Here is a 16920-nt window from a genome sequence, read left to right on the forward strand (position 1 = left end):
GGTTTTTGTTCGGGCAGGTCTGCACCGTGGATTTGCCTACCCTTCTGATGCTGTTTCTCACCGGTTACGCCTGTTATACATCCCTTATCGACAGGCCCGCTGGGCGTTGGGTCGGTGGGGGCACGCCTTGGGCGTCTCTCATCTAGACTCAAAGGAGAGTCGTAGACAGAACTGAACACGTCGCTTTGGTGCGTTTAAACCCAGGGCGCCGTGGCACTCTGCCTTTTATGCCCTTTGGAGGCGCGGCGAAGACCGTGTCGGGCACAACAAGATGCCCATTCAGGGTGCCCTGGCCAACGGCCTGAAAATGCCACGATACCGTGACGTGGTGTGAGTGCCGCAGCCGACACTTTCGGACAACCGACAACCATCTGGTTCGTCCGTGACCGTGAGGATTGCTGGAATGCCTGATGAGAGTTTGCACCTGTCTGTGGTCAACAGCTTGCTGGAGCGCCATGCGGGCTCTGCGGGTGCGCTGTTGCCGCTGCTGCATGATATTCAGGAGCGCATCGGCTACATCCCCGATGTCGCCGTCCCCGAGATTGCCCACGCGCTGAACCAGAGCCAGGCCGAGATTCGCGGGGTGATCAGTTTCTACCATGACTTCCGTACCGCGCCGCCGGCCCGCCATATCCTGCGCTTGTGCCGCGCCGAGTCGTGCCAGAGCCGCGGTGCCGAGCAGTTGGCCGCGCAGTTGCGCGAGCGCCTGCAACTGGATGACCACGGCAGCAGCGCCGACGGCCACATCAGTCTGCGGCCGGTGTATTGCCTGGGTGCCTGCGCCTGTTCGCCGGCCCTGGAGCTCGATGGCCGGGTGCATGCGCGGCTCAGTGCCGAGCGTCTGGATGCCCTGCTCGATGCTTGCCGGGAGGACGCGTGATGCCAATTCTTTATCTGCCTGCCGACTCCCTGGCCCGCGCCGTGGGGGCCGATGAGGTGTCCACGGCGCTGATCACCCAGGCCACGGAACGCCACCTGCCGCTGGAGCTGCAACGCACCAGCTCCCGTGGCCTGTACTGGCTGGAGCCGTTGCTGGAAGTGGACAGCCCGCAAGGCCGTATCGGCTTTGGGCCGCTGACCGCTGCCGACGTGCCGTCGGTGCTCGATGCGCTGCAAGACCCGACGTTTGAACATCCATTGGCCCTGGGGCTGGTGGAAGAATTGCCTTATCTGAAGACGCAACAGCGCCTGCTGTTCGCCCGCGCCGGGATCACCCGGCCATTGTCGCTGGACGATTACCGCGCCCATGGCGGTTTCGAGGGCCTGGCCCGGGCCGTGGCGCTGGGCGGTGAGCAGACCGCGACGGCGGTGTTCGATTCCGGCCTGCGTGGCCGGGGTGGCGCGGCGTTTCCGGCGGGGATCAAGTGGCGCACGGTGCGCAACACCGAGGGGGCACAGAAGTACATTGTGTGCAACGCCGACGAAGGCGACTCCGGCACCTTCGCCGACCGCATGTTGATGGAAGGCGATCCCTTCCTGCTGATCGAAGGCATGGCGATTGCCGGCCTCTGCGTGGGGGCGACCTACGGCTACATCTATGTGCGCTCGGAATACCCGGATGCCGTGGCCGTGTTGCGCCAGGCGCTGAACATCGCACGCACCGCCGGTTACCTGGGGGCCAATGTCGGCGGCAGCGGCCAGGCCTTCGACCTGGAAGTGCGGGTCGGGGCCGGTGCGTACATCTGCGGGGAAGAAACCGCGCTGCTGGATTCGCTGGAAGGCAAGCGCGGCTATGTGCGCGCCAAGCCGCCGATTCCGGCGCTCAAAGGCCTGTTCGGCCTGCCGACGCTGGTGCACAACGTGCTGACGCTGGCCTCGGTGCCGCTGATTCTGGCCAAGGGCGCGCAGTTCTATCGCGATTACGGCATGGGCCGTTCCCTGGGCACCATGCCGTTTCAACTGGCGGGCAATATTCGTCGCGGCGGCCTGGTGGAGCGGGCATTCGGCCTGACCCTGCGCGAACTGGTGGAAGACTACGGCGGCGGCACGGCCAGCGGCCGACCGCTGAAAGCGGCACAGGTCGGTGGACCGCTGGGGGCCTGGGTGCCGCCCTCGCAGTTCGACACGCCGCTGGATTACGAAGCGTTTGCCGCCATCGGCGCGATGCTCGGTCACGGCGGTGTGGTGGTGGCGGACGACAGCCTGGACATGGCGCACATGGCGCGCTTCGCCCTGCAGTTCTGCGCCGAGGAATCCTGTGGCAAGTGCACGCCATGCCGCATCGGCTCGACCCGGGGCGTGGAGGTGATCGATCGCCTGTTGGCGGCCCCGGACCAGAGCGGTCGCGATGAGCAGGCGATCATCCTCAAAGACCTGTGCGACACGATGCAATACGGTTCGCTGTGCGCCCTGGGCGGCATGGCCCCCTTCCCGGTGGTCAGCGCCCTCAAGTATTTCCCTGCCGACTTCGGTCTGCACGCCTCGGAGGCCGAGCAATGATCACTCTCTTCGACCCGAACACCGATATCGACCTGGGCACGCCGGCCCGCGACAGCCAGGTGCAAGTGACCCTGAACATCGATGGCCGCAGCATCAGCGTGCCCGAAGGCACTTCGGTGATGCGCGCCGCCGCGCTGATGGGCACCACCATTCCGAAACTCTGTGCCACCGACAGCCTGGAAGCCTTCGGCTCCTGCCGCATGTGCCTGGTGGAAATCGACGGCATGCGCGGTTATCCGGCGTCCTGCACCACACCGGTCAGCGAAGGCATGACGGTGCACACCCAGACGCCAAAACTGGCGACCCTGCGCCGCAACGTCATGGAGCTGTACATCTCTGACCACCCGCTCGATTGCCTGACCTGCTCGGCCAACGGCAACTGCGAGCTGCAGACCGTGGCCGGCCAGGTCGGCCTGCGCGAGGTGCGTTACGGCTATGAAGGCGAGAACCACCTGGCCGACGTCAAGGACACCTCCAACCCGTATTTCGACTACGACCCGAGCAAGTGCATCGTCTGCAACCGCTGCGTGCGCGCCTGCGAGGAAACCCAGGGCACCTTTGCCCTGACCGTGACCGGGCGCGGCTTCGAATCGCGGATTTCGGCGGCCGGTGGCGAGAACTTCCTCGACTCCGAATGCGTGTCCTGCGGTGCCTGCGTACAGGCCTGCCCGACCGCGACGCTGATGGAAAAAAGCGTGGTCGAGATGGGCCAGCCGGAACGCAGCGTGATCACCACCTGCGCCTATTGCGGGGTGGGCTGTTCGTTCCGCGCCGAGATGAAGGGCGACCAACTGGTGCGCATGGTGCCGGACAAGAACGGCCAGGCCAACCACGGCCACTCCTGCGTCAAGGGACGCTTTGCCTGGGGCTACGCCACTCACCCGGATCGCATCACCAAGCCGATGATCCGCAAACACATCAACGATCCGTGGCAGGAAGTCAGCTGGGACGAAGCGGTGACCTACGCCGCCAGCGAGTTCCGGCGCCTGCAGCAAAAATACGGCCGCGACTCCATCGGCGGCATCACCTCCAGCCGCTGCACCAACGAAGAAACCTACCTGGTGCAGAAACTGGTGCGCGCAGCGTTCGGCAACAACAACGTCGACACCTGTGCGCGGGTCTGCCACTCGCCGACCGGATATGGCTTGAAACAAACCCTGGGCGAATCCGCCGGGACCCAGAGCTTCGACTCGGTGATGAAGGCCGATGTGATTCTGGTGATGGGTGCCAACCCGAGCGACGCGCACCCGGTGTTTGGCTCGCAGCTCAAGCGTCGCCTGCGTGAAGGCGCGCGCCTGATCGTCATCGACCCACGGCGCATCGACCTGGTGGATTCGGTGCACGCCCGTGCCGAACTGCACTTGGCGCTGCGTCCGGGCACCAACGTCGCCATGCTCAACGCCCTGGCCCACACCATCATCACCGAAGGCCTGCAGGACCAGGCGTTCATCGACGCCCGTTGCGAGGGTAGCGATTTCGCCCGCTGGAGCGAGTTCGTCAGCCGCGCGGAAAACTCGCCGGAAGTGCTGGGGCCGATCTGCGGTGTGCCAGCGGCCGACATCCGCGCCGCCGCCCGGTTGTACGCCACCGGCGGCAATGCGGCGATCTACTATGGCCTGGGCGTGACCGAGCACAGCCAGGGCAGTACCTCGGTAATGGGCATCGCCAACCTGGCCATGGCCACCGGCAACATCGGTCGCGAAGGCGTGGGCGTCAACCCGCTGCGTGGGCAGAACAATGTGCAGGGCTCTTGCGACATGGGCTCCTTCCCCCACGAGTTGCCCGGCTACCGGCACATTTCCAATGTGGAGGTGCGCACCCAATTCGAACAGGCGTGGAACGTCACGCTGCAACCCGATCCGGGCCTGCGTATTCCCAACATGTTCGAGTCGGCGCTGGCCGGCCATTTCAAAGGCCTGTACTGCCAGGGTGAAGACATCGCCCAGAGCGACCCGAACACCCAGCACGTGACCGCGGCCCTGTCGGCCATGGAGTGCGTGGTGGTGCAGGACATTTTCCTCAACGAAACCGCCAAGTTCGCCCATGTATTCCTGCCGGGCAGTTCGTTCCTGGAAAAGGACGGCACCTTCACCAACGCCGAGCGACGTATCTCGCGGGTGCGCAAGGTGATGGAACCGCTGGGCGGCAAGGCCGACTGGGAAGGCACCGTGGCCCTGGCGCACGCCCTGGGTTACCCGATGAACTACCGGCACCCGTCAGAAATCATGGATGAAATCGCCCGCCTGACGCCGACCTTCACCAACGTCAGCTACGAAGAACTCGACCGCCACGGCAGCCTGCAATGGCCGTGCAACGCGGCGGCACCGGACGGCACGCCGACCATGCACATCGAGCAGTTCGTGCGCGGCAAGGGACGGTTCATGCTCACCGGGTATGTGGCGACCGAAGAGAAGGTCAACAACCGCTATCCCTTGCTGCTGACCACCGGGCGCATCCTCAGCCAGTACAACGTGGGCGCGCAGACCCGGCGCACCGAGAACGTCGCCTGGCACGACGAAGACCGCCTGGAAATCCACCCGACCGACGCCGAGAGCCGGGGCATCAACGAAGGCGACTGGGTGGGCATCGGCAGCCGCGCCGGGCAGACCGTGTTGCGCGCACGGGTGACCGAACGCGTGGCCCCGGGCGTGGTGTACACCACCTTCCACTTCCCGGAATCGGGCGCGAACGTCATCACCACCGACAACTCGGACTGGGCGACCAACTGTCCGGAATACAAGGTCACGGCTGTGGAAGTCAGCCGTGTTTATCACCCGTCCGAGTGGCAAAAACGCTACCAGGCCTTCAGCGATGAGCAGGACCGTTTGCTCAAGGAACGCCGTCAGGCTCGGGGCGATAAAGCGGAGGTGCGCCGATGAGCACGGCCAACCTGATCAAGATGGCGAACCAGATCGCCCAGTACTTCGCCAACGAGCCGGACCAGCAGCAAGCCGTGCTCAGCGTGCGCAACCACCTGCAGATGTTCTGGACGCCGGGCATGCGCATGGAGCTGCTGGCCTGGCAGACGGAGCATCAGGGGGCGGATTTGCATCCGTTGGTGCAGACAGCGGTGAGCGAGGCGGGCTGGAAAGCCTGAACACCTGTGGGAGCGAGCTCGCTCGCGATGGGCGTCAACGATAACGCGGGCGCCCCGAATGCCCGCGTTGCCCGGACACTCATCGCGAGCAGGTGCGCTCCCACATGAGACACCCGCTCCCACGGGCGGGGGTTATTCGATTTCGATCGGCCCCTTGGTGCCGGCATCGCTGTCGGTCCAGTAATCCTCCCCCACCAGGCGTCGGTCGCCTTGAAGAGTGAAAGTGAGCTTGCCTTGCTTGAATTGCAGTGCGCCATCGGTGCGTTTGGCATTGACCCGCTGGCCGTTGACCCAGACCTGCTCCTTGGCATCGATACGAATGGTGGCCACGGTTGCGCCGGCCGTGCTCTTGGCGACCCATTGCCCGGCGTAGGGCGTCTGGGTGTTGGCGCTGTCCGTTGCGGGGTTGCTGAACCCGGCCTTGGCGTTCTCGGCTTTGGACTTGTGGATATCGCAGCCCTCGAGCTCACTCACCTGGGTGCAACCCGACTGCTCCAGTTGTTCGCGGTACTTGTCGTTGATGGCGTAGGCCGGTGATTGCGCCAGCAGCAAGATGGCCAGGGCCGACAGGATGGTTTTGTTCACACACGCTCTCCTCTGATCAACACGTTGCCCGGATGCTTCACTGTAGTTCGAAACCTGCGCTCGGGTGTACCGGCAACACCACCCGCGCTGACAACCCGCCCGCTGACCGATTGCGCAATGTCAGTTCCCCTCCATGCTCCAGCACAATCGCCCGTGCCGCCGACAACCCCAAACCGACGCCGCCGGTGCTTTTGTTACGCGAGCCTTCCACGCGAAAGAACGGGACGAACACCTGCTCCAGACTGCCCTGCGCAATGCCCGGCCCGCGATCCAGCACGTCGATCCGCACCTGCTCACTTGCGGCCAGCCACTCGATCTTCGGTTCACTGCCGTACTTGATGGCGTTATCCAGCAGGTTGGTCATCACCCGCTTAAGCCCCAGCGGCCGGCCGAAGTACACCAGCCGTTGCGGGCCATTGAAGTCAATCTCTACCCCCTGATCGCGATAGTCATCCAACAAGGTGTGCAGCAGCTCCGCCAGGTCGAACTGGGTCGCCGGTTCCAGTCGCGCATCATCGCGGAAAAACTCCAGCGCCGAATTGATCATGGCCTGCATTTCATCCACATCACGAAACAGCCGTCGCTGCTGCTCGGCGTCTTCGATGAATTCGCCGCGCAAGCGCATGCGTGTCAGGGGGGCGCGCAGGTCGTGGGAGATGGCGGCGAGCATTTGCGTGCGGTCGCGGATGAAGTGTTGCAACTGGGCCTGCATCGCGTTGAACGCGAGAATCGCCTGGCGGATTTCCTGGGGACCGAGGGGTTCGATGGGCGGGGCGCGAAAGTCCGCGCCGAAACGACGGGCGCCTTCGGTGAAGTGTTGCAACGGGGTGGCGAGACGCCGGGTGGCAATCAGGGCGACAAGCGCCGTGGAAATCAGTACCAGCAGGACCACGATCAGGTAGCGCGGCGTCTCGTCGAGGCCCCAACTGCGAGTGGGCGGCGAGAACATCAGCCACGAGGCGTCGGACAACTCGATCAACAGCATGTAGCGGGCGTCCGGCGAGGGCTCGGGCCAGTCGCTGGGCTCATAGGCCTCGACGTGCCGCCCCGCCGACCTGAGCAGAGGTTGCAGGATGTTCGAGCCTTCCTCGGATATCGGGTCATCCACGGGCGGCACCTTGATCGTCTGTCGGTCGGGGTGCCAGGTGACGATGAAACCGTCTTCGCTGGCGGCGCTGGCCAACTTGCCCCGTTGCACGGCCGGGGCGGCATCGATCACGCGGGTGACGGCGGCGGCTTTTTCCAGCAGGCCGGTCTCGGTCAATGGGGGGCGCGCCCAGACCCCGGCCAACTGGATAAACAGGCCGTTGAGCGCCAGTGAAATCAACATGGCCAGGATGATGGTCAAGGCGATCCAGCGCGCCACGGTGTCCCGGCGAATCCGCTTCAGCCCGTTCATCGCCGTGTCACGCTGGGGGTGAACAGGTAGCCGCCGTTGCGCACGGTACGAATCATCGCCGGGCGTTTGGTGTCGGACTCCAGCTTGCGCCGCAGGCGGCTGACTTGCACGTCGATGCTGCGATCGATGGCGTCGTGGCGCTGCCCGCGCGCCAGGTCCAGCAATTGCTCCCGGGTGAGGATGCGCTGCGGGTGTTCGACGAACACCAGCAGCAAGTCGAACTCGCCGGCCGAGAGCGGGATCATCACGTTGTCCGGCGAGCGCAGTTCACGGCGCGTGACGTCCAGGTGCCAGTCGGCGAAATCGATCAGCGGCCGTGGCCGTTCCTGGGCCAGCGGGCGGCGCTCGTCCACCCGGCGCAGCACCGCACGCACCCGGGCCAACAGTTCGCGTGCATCGAAGGGCTTGGTCAGGTAATCGTCGGCGCCCAGTTCCAGCCCGACCACGCGGTCGCTGAGTTCCCCCATGGCGGTGAGCATGATCACCGGGAGGGCGTACCGGATGCGCAACTGCTGGCACAGGATCAGCCCGCTGTCGCCGGGCAACATCACATCAAGAATGATCAGGTCCGGCGTCTGGCGTTCGATGGCCGCCCACAGCGACGCGCCGTCACTGGCGACTTCAACGCCGTAGCCGTGCTGGACGAAGAATTTTTTCAGCAGATCGAGGACTTCGACATCGTCGTCGACGATTAACAGGCTGTTCACCAAGGCTCACTTCAAGGGCGCGAAAGGAGCCGTCATCTAAAACCATTCACGGCGGCGCGTCATATATTTCAATCGTGCAACAAAACGTCAGCGGCGCAATAAACCGGACATCTTTGCGCAAGGCATGGGGCTCAGGATCACGGCGAATTCCTTCCGAGACCTGCGTTCATGTTGCCTTCAAAATGTGCTCCGTGGCTGACCCGCACCACTTCGATTGCCCTGCTGACCGCCGGGCTGGCAGGTTGCAGCAGCCAGTCGCCGTCCACCGCCGACGTCAGTTGCGCCGACATCGCCTATTCCGTGTACGACCCGGCAGAGCCGGTCAACCGTGGCGTCTTCGCGTTCAACCGGGTGGTGGATGACTACGCCCTGGCGCCGGTCGCCCGTGGCTATCGGTACACGCCGGATTTTTTCCAGACCGGTGTGCATAACTTCGTCGCCAACTTCGGCGAGCCCAAGGTGTTCATCAATGACCTGTTGCAAGGCAACCCGCGGCGCTCGGTCAACACCCTGGGGCGTTTCGTGCTCAACACCACCGTGGGCGTGCTGGGCTTGATCGACGTCTCCGGCAAGCTGGGCATCGCCCGCCACGACGCCGACTTCGGCCAGACCTTCGGCGTATGGGGCATCGGCAATGGCCCGATTGTCGAATTGCCGCTGTTCGGCACCTCCAACAGCCGGGATGCCGCCGGCCGGGTGCTGAACTTTGTGGTGAGTCCGTTGGGCAACAACAGCGACACCGTGGACACCCTGTCCACCGTCGACACGGTCGGCGGCATCGTCGATGGTCGCGCCGAGGCCCTGCCACTGACCGACAGCCTGAAAAAACTGCCGGACTACTACAGCGCCTTGCGCAACGTGGTCGCCGAGCACCGAGCGGCGTACGTGCAGGAAGGCAGGCAAGGCTCGCCCGACCAGATCCCACCTCACTGCACAGGAGCACCGAACGATGGGTTCTGAAACCGGCAACAGCCTGATTCTGCAGCAGCGGGTGACCTGGCGTGATCCAGCCACGTTGCAATGCCGCGAAATCACCCTGCGCTTGTCGCCGGATTGCCGGCAACTGGTGCTCAGCCGCTATACCGAGCATTACGGCCCGGCGCTGGTGCGCTGGATCGAGCGCAGCCATACGGTGTCGGTAAGCGATCTGTTCCGCTGGCTGGTGGCCCATGGCGAGGTCGAGGTGGCGAAAACACCCGGTTCGTGACAGCGACCGCTGTCTTCGAGCCCGTTACGTTTCATTGACATCGGCTGCGTTATCATCCTGCGTTTCTGTGTACGAAGAACCCGGATGTCGATGCCTTTGCCAACCCTCGCCGCTGATCAACCCCTGCCTCCCGTCCTGGCCGGCCCGCTGTTGCGGCGGCTGGAGCCTTCACGGCTGGTGATGTGGCTGGTGGCAAGCCGGGCGTTGGCGCTGACGCTGCGTCTGCAACACCGTGACGATGTTCGCCTGGATGCCGGACAGTGCACCGTCATCCCGGTCGGCGCTCACGCGTTCGTCCACTTGATCGACGTGCCGCTGGACACGCCACTGCCGTGCGACACGCTGATCGAGTACGACCTGCTGATCGACGAGGTGGGCGGCATCGCCGAATGGGCGCCGCACCTGCTGTACGCTGGAGCGGGCTGCCCGAATTTCGTCCTGCGCTCGCGGATCGACCAGTTGCTGCACGGCTCCTGCCGCAAACCGCACTACCCGGCGGTGGACGGCTTGCTCTGCGTCGATCAGTTGCTGGCGTCCGAGCACGCCGCGACGGAGCGCCCGGCGCTGTTGATGATGAGCGGTGACCAGGTGTATGCCGACGATGTCGCGGGGCCGATGCTGCGGGCGATCCATGCGTTGATCGAGCGCTTGGGGCTGTTCGGCGAACACCTCGAAGGCGCGGTGGTCAGCGACAGCGCCAAGCTCTATGAGCACCCGGCCAGTTACTACCACCGTGCGGATTTGTTACCGGCCCTGCAAAGCAACGAAACCCTGCGCGAGCGATTTTTCGGTGGCGCGCGCAAACCGATTTTCACCAGCAGCAGTGCCGACAACCACCTGGTGACGTTTGCCGAAGTCATGGCCATGTACCTGCTGGTGTGGTCGCCGACGCCCTGGACGCTGATCGCGCCCAAACCGCCGAAGCTGATTCCCGAACGCCGTGAACGCTATGCCCTGGAGCAGACGCGCATCGATGCCTTCAAGGCCGGCCTGGGTGGCGTCGCGCGGGCTTTTGCGCATCTGCCGTGCCTGATGATTTTCGACGATCACGACATTACCGATGACTGGAACCTTTCCGCGCAATGGGAGGAAACGGCCTACGGCCACCCGTTCTCCAAGCGCATCATCGGCAACGCGTTGATCGCCTACCTGCTGTGTCAGGGCTGGGGTAACAACCCGGATGCCTTCGGCGCCCTGCTGCAAAGGGCCGGCGGTGTCATCGCCACCGGGCAGGACGGCTACCTCGACAGCCCGGTGCAAGATGCGTTGATCGACGAGCTGCTGAAGTTCCAGCACTGGCATTACGTGCTGCCCACCACCCCGGCGATGGTGGTGCTCGACACCCGCACCCGGCGCTGGCGCAGCGAAATCAACCTCAAGCAACCCTCCGGCCTGCTGGACTGGGAAGCCCTCTGCGAGCTGCAACAGGAACTGCTCGATCACCCGTCGGCGATCATCGTTTCGCCGGCCCCGGTGTTCGGCGTGAAGCTGATCGAGACCGTGCAGCGGGTGTTCAGCTGGTTCGGTTACCCGCTGCTGGTGGACGCCGAAAACTGGATGGCCCATCGCGGCGCAGCGCAGGTGATCCTGAACATTTTCCGACACTCGCGTACACCGGGTAATTACGTGGTGCTGTCAGGCGACGTGCATTATTCCTTCGTCTACGAGGTCTTGATCCGCCACCGCAAGGCCGGTCCGAGGATCTGGCAGATCACCAGCAGCGGCATCAAGAACGAATTTCCACCGAGCCTGCTGGAATGGTTCGACCGCCTCAACCGCTGGCTTTACTCGCCGCGCTCGCCCCTGAACTGGCTGACCAAACGCCGGCTGATGCGCATCGTGCCGCATGTACCGGAGCACGCGGAAATGGGCGAGCGGTTGTGGAATTCGGCGGGCATCGGCCAGGTGTTCTTCAACGAACAGGGCCAACCTCAGGATATCTTCCAGCTCAACGCCGACGGCGCACCGAAAACCCGAATGGTCGCGCCCCAGCCGCAGGACTGACCCCCCGCCCCCAATCCTCTGCCTACAACCCTGTGGGAGCGAGCCTGCTCGCGAAAAACACCCAGGCGCGCAGGTATTGAGGCAGCCCGTGTAGTCCTTATCGACCATCGCGAGCAAGCCCGTTCCTGCGGGCGACCTCACTCTGAGACCAGGACTACATCAGTCACAGAAACGTCTCGAAGCGGCTTCAGCGATACTTCAGTACAAACGCAGATACGTCGTCTGCGTAGCAACCACTGGTAGGTATCGTCTTTCAACCTGTACACGTTTCTGTACGGTCATCGCATGGAGCAAGGACAACAACATGCAAACCATCAACTACACCACCGCACGCGCGCACCTTGCCGAAACCATGGACAGGGTCAACGAGGATCGTGCTCCCTTGTTGGTCACACGCCAGAAAGGCGAGCCGGTGGTGATGATGTCTCTGGCGGAGTACAACGCTCTCGAAGAGACTGCTTACCTGCTGCGATCTCCAGCCAATGCTGAACGCCTGATCAAATCGATTGGTAGCCTGCGCGCAGGGAAAACCAAAACCCGGCCACTTATCGAAGAATGAAGATCGAATTCACTCCCGAAGGTTGGGAAGACTATTAGTGGTTCCAACAAAACGACAGGGCCGGGCTCAAGCGAATCAACCTGCTGATCAAATCCATTCAGCGCGAACCCTTCGATGGCCTGGGAAAACCAGAGCCGCTCAAACACAATTTCAGCGGCTTCTGGTCGCGCCGGATGACGGCCGAGCACAGTTTGGTCTACGCCATTGAGGAAGGTGAAATCTGCATTGTCATGTGCAGATATCATTATTGAACCTCAAGCCTCCCTCACCACCCGCCCCACCCCTCTGACAATCATCTCCACTTCACGCTCGTCGAGGGTCAATGGCGGCAGCAGGCGGATGATCTTGCCGCGGGTCACGTTGATCAGCAAGCCGTGATCGCGGGCGGCAATCAGGGCCAGGTCGCGGATCGCTTGCTTGAGTTCGATGCCGATCATCAGGCCCTGGCCGCGAATGGCCAGCACGTTCGGGTCGCCGGCCAGTTCGATGCGCAATTTCTCCAGCAGGCGTTCGCCCTGCACACTCGCGTTCTCCCGCAGCCCTTGTTCCTCGATGATGTCCAGCACGGTGCAACCGACGCGGCAGGCCAGTGGATTGCCGCCGAACGTGCTGCCGTGGCTGCCGGGGGTGAACAGCTCGGCAGCCCGGCCCCGGGCCAGGCAGGCGCCGATGGGGATGCCATTGCCGAGGCCTTTGGCCAGGGTCATCACGTCCGGCACGATGCCTTCGTGCTGAAAGGCGAACCACTGCCCGGTGCGACCGATACCGGTCTGGATTTCGTCGAGCATCAGCAGCCAGCCATGCCGGTTGCACAGCTCGCGCAAGGCCTTGAGGTAACCCGGCGGTGCCGGTTGCACGCCGCTTTCGCCCTGGATCGGTTCCATCAGGATCGCCGCGATGCGCGGGCCGTGGGCCTGTTGCACGCGGTCCAGCGCCTTGAGGTCGCCGAAAGGCACTTTGACGAAATCCCCCGGCAGCTTGTTGTAGCCCAGGCGCACCGCCGGGCCATCGCTGGCGGACAAGGTGCCGAGGGTGCGGCCATGGAAGGCATTTTCCATGACCACCACCAGCGGCTGTTCAATGCCCTTGTGCCAGCCATGCAGGCGCGCCAGCTTCAACGCGGTTTCGTTGGCTTCGGCACCGGAGTTGTTGAAGAAGACCCGCTCCATGTCCGCCAACCGGGTCAGTTTCTGCGCCAGTTGCTGTTGCCAGTCGATGCTGTAGAGGTTGGAGGTGTGCAGCAGCAGGCCGGCCTGTTCGCTGATGGCGGAGACGATCCGGGGGTGGGAATGGCCGACGTTGGTCACCGCCACGCCCGCCACCGCGTCCAGGTATTCTCGTCCCGCCTGATCCCACAGACGCGTGCCCAGCCCTCTGCTGAAGCTCAAGGCCAGTGGTTGGTAAGTGCTCATCAGGCAGGCGGCGGTCATGACGTCAGACTCCAGCGGGGTGGGTGTTTTTCGCAGTATGGTTAGCCACCAGAACTGGATAAACTGCGCAAAACTTCAATCATTTTAAAGTCAGGCTTGATAATGGATCTGTTCCAGGCAATGACCGTTTACGTCAGGGTGGTGGAAACCGGCAGCTTGACCGCCGCCGCGCTGCACTGCGAGATCTCCACCACCATGGTCGGCAATCACTTGCGCGCGCTGGAGCAACGCCTGGGCGTACGCTTGCTCAACCGTACGACGCGGCGCCAGCGCCTGACGGAATTCGGTACCGCGTACTACCAGCGTTGCCTGGAAGTGCTGGGCATGGTGGCCGAGTCCGAACGTCTGGCCGAGCAGGCGCTCGATGAGCCCAGCGGCACCCTGCGGATCACCGCACCGCTGACGTTCGGCACGGAAAAACTGGCGCCGGCCCTGAGCGAGTTCGCCCTGCTGTGCCCACGGGTCAAACTCGACGTGGTGCTGACCAACCGCCGCCCGGATCTGCTGGAAAACGGCTTCGACGTGGCGTTCCGCCTGGGCCACATGGAACAGACCAACCTGATCGCCCGCCCGCTCGTGGACTACCCGCTGACCATGTGCGCCTCACCGGGCTATCTGACGCGGCGCGGCACTCCGCAAACCCCGGATGACCTGCAACACCACGATTGCCTGTCATTCGCCTACCCGGCCGGCGACGACTGGCACTCGGTGGAAAAGCAATGGCGCCTGAGCGGGCCCGACGGCGAGATTGCCGTGGCGGTCAACGGGCCGATGTTGATCAACAGTTCCGCCGGGTTGCACCAGGCGGCGCGGACCGGGATGGGCATCGTGGTGCTGCCCGACGCGCTGGTGGAACAGGACCTCGAGGACGGCAGACTGGTGGCCCTGCTCCCGGATTTCCTGCCGCCGAGCCGGCCGATGAGCCTGATGTACGCGCAAGATCGCTACCGTTTGCCGAAACTGCGCAGCTTCGTCGACTTCGCCATCGGGATGTGGGGCAAGCACTAGGCGCCGTCACACACCATCGACTAATCTGCTCGGCACGCGGATCACTTTCGTCAGGGAGATCGTTGATGGATGGTGCATCGGAAATTGAAACGCTGAAGATCAATCTGTCTGATTTGAACGAAGACATGCTGCACACCATCATGCAGTTGGTGAGCGATGGCATCTGGGACTGGAACGCCAATACCGGATTCGTTTACCGCAACCCCGGCTGGTACGAAATGCTGGGCTACACACCCCATTCCCTGGAAAACACGGTGTTGACCTGGGAAAGCGTGATGCATCCCGACGATTATTCGCGAGTCATGGCGCTGTTCGATGCCTACCTGGAACAACGCTCGGCCGGTTATCAGGCCGAGTATCGCTGCCGCACGAAAGATGGCCGTTACATCTGGATCGAAGACCGGGGCTACGTGATTGCCCGCAATGCCGATGGCTCGGTGGCGCGCATGGTCGGTGCGCACCGCAGCATCGAGGACAAGAAACGCCTGGTCGAAGCCCTTGAACGAAGGAACGAATCCCTTGAGGCCCTCGTCGAAGCGCGCACCCAGGAGCTGTCGCGGGTGAACCGGCAGTTGCAGGCGCAGCTCGAGGAAAACCGCAAGCTGGCGCAAACCGACGAACTGACCGCCACCGCCAACCGCCATCGCTTGAGCACGGCACTGCCCCAGGAATGTGATCGCGCCCAACGCTTTCGTCAGCCGCTGTCACTGATTGCCATGGACATCGACGACTTCAAGAACATCAACGACCACTACGGCCACGCGCTCGGCGATGCGGCACTGGTGCGGGTGGTGGAAAGGGTCAGGCAGTGCGTACGCGAAGGCGACCTGCTGGTGCGCTGGGGCGGTGACGAGTTCATCATGATCCTGCCCAACACGCCCCTGGCCGAGGCCAGGGCCCTCGCCGAAACCATTCGCCACAATCTCGCCGACCTGCCCCCCGTGGGCGATTTTCAACTGACCCTCAGCTTTGGCGTGGTCCAGCGCTTCGACGAAGAACAGCAGACCGGCTTGCTGGCCAGGGCCGACCAGGCGTTGTACCGCTCGAAAGTGGCGGGCAAGGATGTGATTTCCGGCTGAGCCCTGACCTAGCGTCCCGCCTTCACCAGCACCGGTTTTTCCTGATAGCGCTGCGGATACAGCTGCTTCAACTGCGCCACTTTCGGCAGATCGTTGATCACGATGTATGGATAGGTCGGGTGCTCGGTCAGGAAGTCCTGATGCTCCTCTTCCGCCGGGTAGAAACCGTTGTAGCTTTCCAGCCGGGTCACGATCGGCTGGTCGAAGGCCTTGGCCGCGCCCAGTTGCGCGATGTAGGCCTGGGCGACCCGCTGCTGCTCGCTGTTTTGCACAAAGATCGCCGAGCGATACTGGGTGCCGTGATCCGGCCCCTGGCGGTTGAGTTCGGTCGGGTTGTGCGCCACGGAAAAGTAGATCTGCAGCAAGGTTCCATAGCTGACTTGAGCGGGGTCGAAGGTGACCTCGACCGATTCCGCATGACCGGTATCGCCCTCGCTGACCCGCTCGTACTGCGCGGTGTCGGCCGCACCGCCCGCATAGCCGGACACGGCGTTCTTCACGCCTTTGACATGCTGGAACACCCCTTGCACACCCCAGAAGCAGCCACCGGCGAAGACCGCCGTTTCGCTGTGGGCCTGGGTGTTTTCATCGAGGGTGGGCGGCGGCAGGAGCACCGCGTCTTCGGCGCCGCCCAGGGAAAACGCCGAGCATTGGCCGACGAGGCCGGCGGCAGCCAGTCCCAACAAGGTACGACGCCAGGTGAACAGGGATTTCATGAGGCTGACTCCGAGTGAAAAGTGCGGGTTAAACCGCGTGTGGCGTGAAGGTCATGGCCAGGCCGTTCATGCAGTAACGCAGGCCGGTGGGTTTAGGGCCGTCATCGAAGACATGCCCCAGGTGGCCGCCGCAGCGCCGGCAATGAACGGCCTCGCGCAGCATGCCGAAGGTGCGGTCCTGACGGGTGGCGACCGCCTTGTCCAGCGGCGCCCAGAAACTCGGCCAACCGGTGTGGCTGTCGAACTTGGTCTGTGATGAAAACAGCGGCAGGTCGCAACCGGCGCAGGCAAAGGTGCCATCACGGTGCTCGTTGTTCAGCGGGCTGCTGTAGGCCCGTTCGGTGCCTTCCTCGCGCAGGATTTCGTACTGCTCGGCACTGAGCAGGGAACGCCACTCGCTGTCGCTGTGGGTCACCTCGAACACCTCCTCGGCATTGGCCGTACCGAGCAGTGCCGAGCTGGCGGCAAATTTTGGCAATACACCGACCACCAGGGCTGCAGCCCCCAGCCCACCGCCCGCGAGAAGAAATTGTCGCCGTGAAAACATGGCCGTCTCCCACCATCCAAAGTGCCTTTCGTGGAACACAGCCTAGGCTTGGGTTGATCGCCAAATCCTCACGGCAAGTTAAACAATTCGTGATAACTCTGGCGTTGGAAAACCCGCACAATGCGCTCATTGCGTCGAAGGAT

The 16920-nt window shown here is 63.5% G+C and carries 16 protein-coding genes and 1 pseudogene; 11 read left to right on the plus strand and 6 right to left on the minus strand.

Annotation, left to right across the window (positions count from 1 at the left end):
• The first annotated feature begins 403 nt into the window (after positions 1 to 403).
• The 4 genes from IB249_RS06525 to IB249_RS06540 are packed head-to-tail and all read left to right on the plus strand — an operon-like array spanning position 404 to position 5536.
• Entirely contained in the window at positions 404 to 880 is a 477-nt protein-coding gene (locus IB249_RS06525; RefSeq protein WP_192302658.1) for a formate dehydrogenase subunit gamma, read from the plus strand.
• Positions 880 to 2439, plus strand: coding sequence for a formate dehydrogenase beta subunit (locus IB249_RS06530; protein WP_192302660.1), 1560 nt, complete (start codon positions 880 to 882; stop codon positions 2437 to 2439). Before IB249_RS06525 ends, IB249_RS06530 begins: the two co-directional genes overlap by 1 nt.
• Positions 2436 to 5318: a formate dehydrogenase subunit alpha gene (gene fdhF, locus IB249_RS06535; RefSeq protein ID WP_192302662.1), complete on the plus strand. Its 2883-nt coding sequence runs from the start codon at positions 2436 to 2438 to the stop codon at positions 5316 to 5318. Before IB249_RS06530 ends, fdhF begins: the two co-directional genes overlap by 4 nt.
• Positions 5315 to 5536 (plus strand): formate dehydrogenase subunit delta, encoded by a 222-nt coding sequence (locus tag IB249_RS06540; RefSeq protein ID WP_192302664.1) that lies wholly within the window; start codon positions 5315 to 5317, stop codon positions 5534 to 5536. The genes fdhF and IB249_RS06540 overlap by 4 nt, the downstream gene beginning before the upstream one ends.
• Before the next feature lie 132 nt (positions 5537 to 5668).
• Here the strand turns inward: IB249_RS06540 and IB249_RS06545 are convergent, their stop codons facing one another.
• Genes IB249_RS06545 through IB249_RS06555 form a run of 3 tightly spaced genes read right to left on the minus strand, consistent with a single transcriptional unit; the run spans position 5669 to position 8227 of the window.
• Entirely contained in the window at positions 5669 to 6121 is a 453-nt protein-coding gene (locus tag IB249_RS06545; RefSeq protein ID WP_192302666.1) for a hypothetical protein, read from the minus strand.
• Positions 6122 to 6158: 37 nt separating this feature from the next.
• Entirely contained in the window at positions 6159 to 7520 is a 1362-nt protein-coding gene (locus tag IB249_RS06550) for an ATP-binding protein (RefSeq protein WP_192302668.1), read from the minus strand.
• Positions 7517 to 8227: a response regulator gene (locus IB249_RS06555; protein ID WP_192302670.1), complete on the minus strand. Its 711-nt coding sequence runs from the start codon at positions 8225 to 8227 to the stop codon at positions 7517 to 7519. The genes IB249_RS06550 and IB249_RS06555 overlap by 4 nt, the downstream gene beginning before the upstream one ends.
• A 168-nt stretch (positions 8228 to 8395) precedes the next feature.
• Between IB249_RS06555 and IB249_RS06560 the strand changes: the two genes are divergently transcribed.
• The 5 genes and pseudogenes from IB249_RS06560 to IB249_RS06580 all read left to right on the plus strand — a co-directional run bounded on the left by IB249_RS06560 (position 8396) and on the right by IB249_RS06580 (position 12248).
• Complete coding sequence (locus IB249_RS06560) at positions 8396 to 9187, plus strand: VacJ family lipoprotein (RefSeq protein WP_192302672.1); 792 nt, start codon at positions 8396 to 8398, stop codon at positions 9185 to 9187.
• Positions 9177 to 9434, plus strand: coding sequence for a hypothetical protein (locus tag IB249_RS06565; protein WP_192302674.1), 258 nt, complete (start codon positions 9177 to 9179; stop codon positions 9432 to 9434). The genes IB249_RS06560 and IB249_RS06565 overlap by 11 nt, the downstream gene beginning before the upstream one ends.
• A gap of 84 nt (positions 9435 to 9518) precedes the next feature.
• Complete coding sequence (locus IB249_RS06570; protein WP_192302675.1) at positions 9519 to 11438, plus strand: alkaline phosphatase D family protein; 1920 nt, start codon at positions 9519 to 9521, stop codon at positions 11436 to 11438.
• A gap of 304 nt (positions 11439 to 11742) precedes the next feature.
• Positions 11743 to 11997 (plus strand): type II toxin-antitoxin system prevent-host-death family antitoxin, encoded by a 255-nt coding sequence (locus IB249_RS06575; RefSeq protein WP_192302677.1) that lies wholly within the window; start codon positions 11743 to 11745, stop codon positions 11995 to 11997.
• A pseudogene (locus IB249_RS06580) lies at positions 11994 to 12248 on the plus strand (Txe/YoeB family addiction module toxin). The gene IB249_RS06575 and the pseudogene IB249_RS06580 overlap by 4 nt, the downstream one beginning before the upstream one ends.
• A gap of 3 nt (positions 12249 to 12251) precedes the next feature.
• On the opposite strand, the gene IB249_RS06585 reads toward IB249_RS06580, so the two are convergent.
• Entirely contained in the window at positions 12252 to 13427 is a 1176-nt protein-coding gene (locus tag IB249_RS06585) for an aspartate aminotransferase family protein (RefSeq protein ID WP_192302679.1), read from the minus strand.
• 102 nt (positions 13428 to 13529) lie between these two features.
• Between IB249_RS06585 and IB249_RS06590 the strand changes: the two genes are divergently transcribed.
• Together IB249_RS06590 and IB249_RS06595 are read left to right on the plus strand one after the other, a co-directional pair.
• Positions 13530 to 14435 (plus strand): LysR family transcriptional regulator, encoded by a 906-nt coding sequence (locus tag IB249_RS06590; protein WP_192302681.1) that lies wholly within the window; start codon positions 13530 to 13532, stop codon positions 14433 to 14435.
• 65 nt (positions 14436 to 14500) lie between these two features.
• On the plus strand, positions 14501 to 15514 hold the full coding sequence (locus tag IB249_RS06595; protein WP_192302690.1) for a sensor domain-containing diguanylate cyclase: 1014 nt from the start codon (positions 14501 to 14503) through the stop codon (positions 15512 to 15514).
• 8 nt (positions 15515 to 15522) lie between these two features.
• Here IB249_RS06595 and msrA read toward each other — a convergent pair whose 3' ends face one another.
• Both msrA and msrB read right to left on the minus strand, forming a co-directional pair.
• A complete protein-coding gene (msrA, locus tag IB249_RS06600) occupies positions 15523 to 16230 on the minus strand; it encodes a peptide-methionine (S)-S-oxide reductase MsrA (protein WP_192302692.1) in 708 nt (235 codons plus the stop codon).
• 28 nt (positions 16231 to 16258) lie between these two features.
• Positions 16259 to 16777, minus strand: a complete 519-nt coding sequence (msrB, locus tag IB249_RS06605) for a peptide-methionine (R)-S-oxide reductase MsrB (RefSeq protein WP_192302694.1) — start codon at positions 16775 to 16777, stop codon at positions 16259 to 16261.
• Positions 16778 to 16920 lie beyond the last annotated feature (143 nt).

Origin of the sequence: Pseudomonas sp. PDM04, from assembly GCF_014851765.1 — a bacterium.
Taxonomy (GTDB): Bacteria; Pseudomonadota; Gammaproteobacteria; order Pseudomonadales; family Pseudomonadaceae; genus Aquipseudomonas.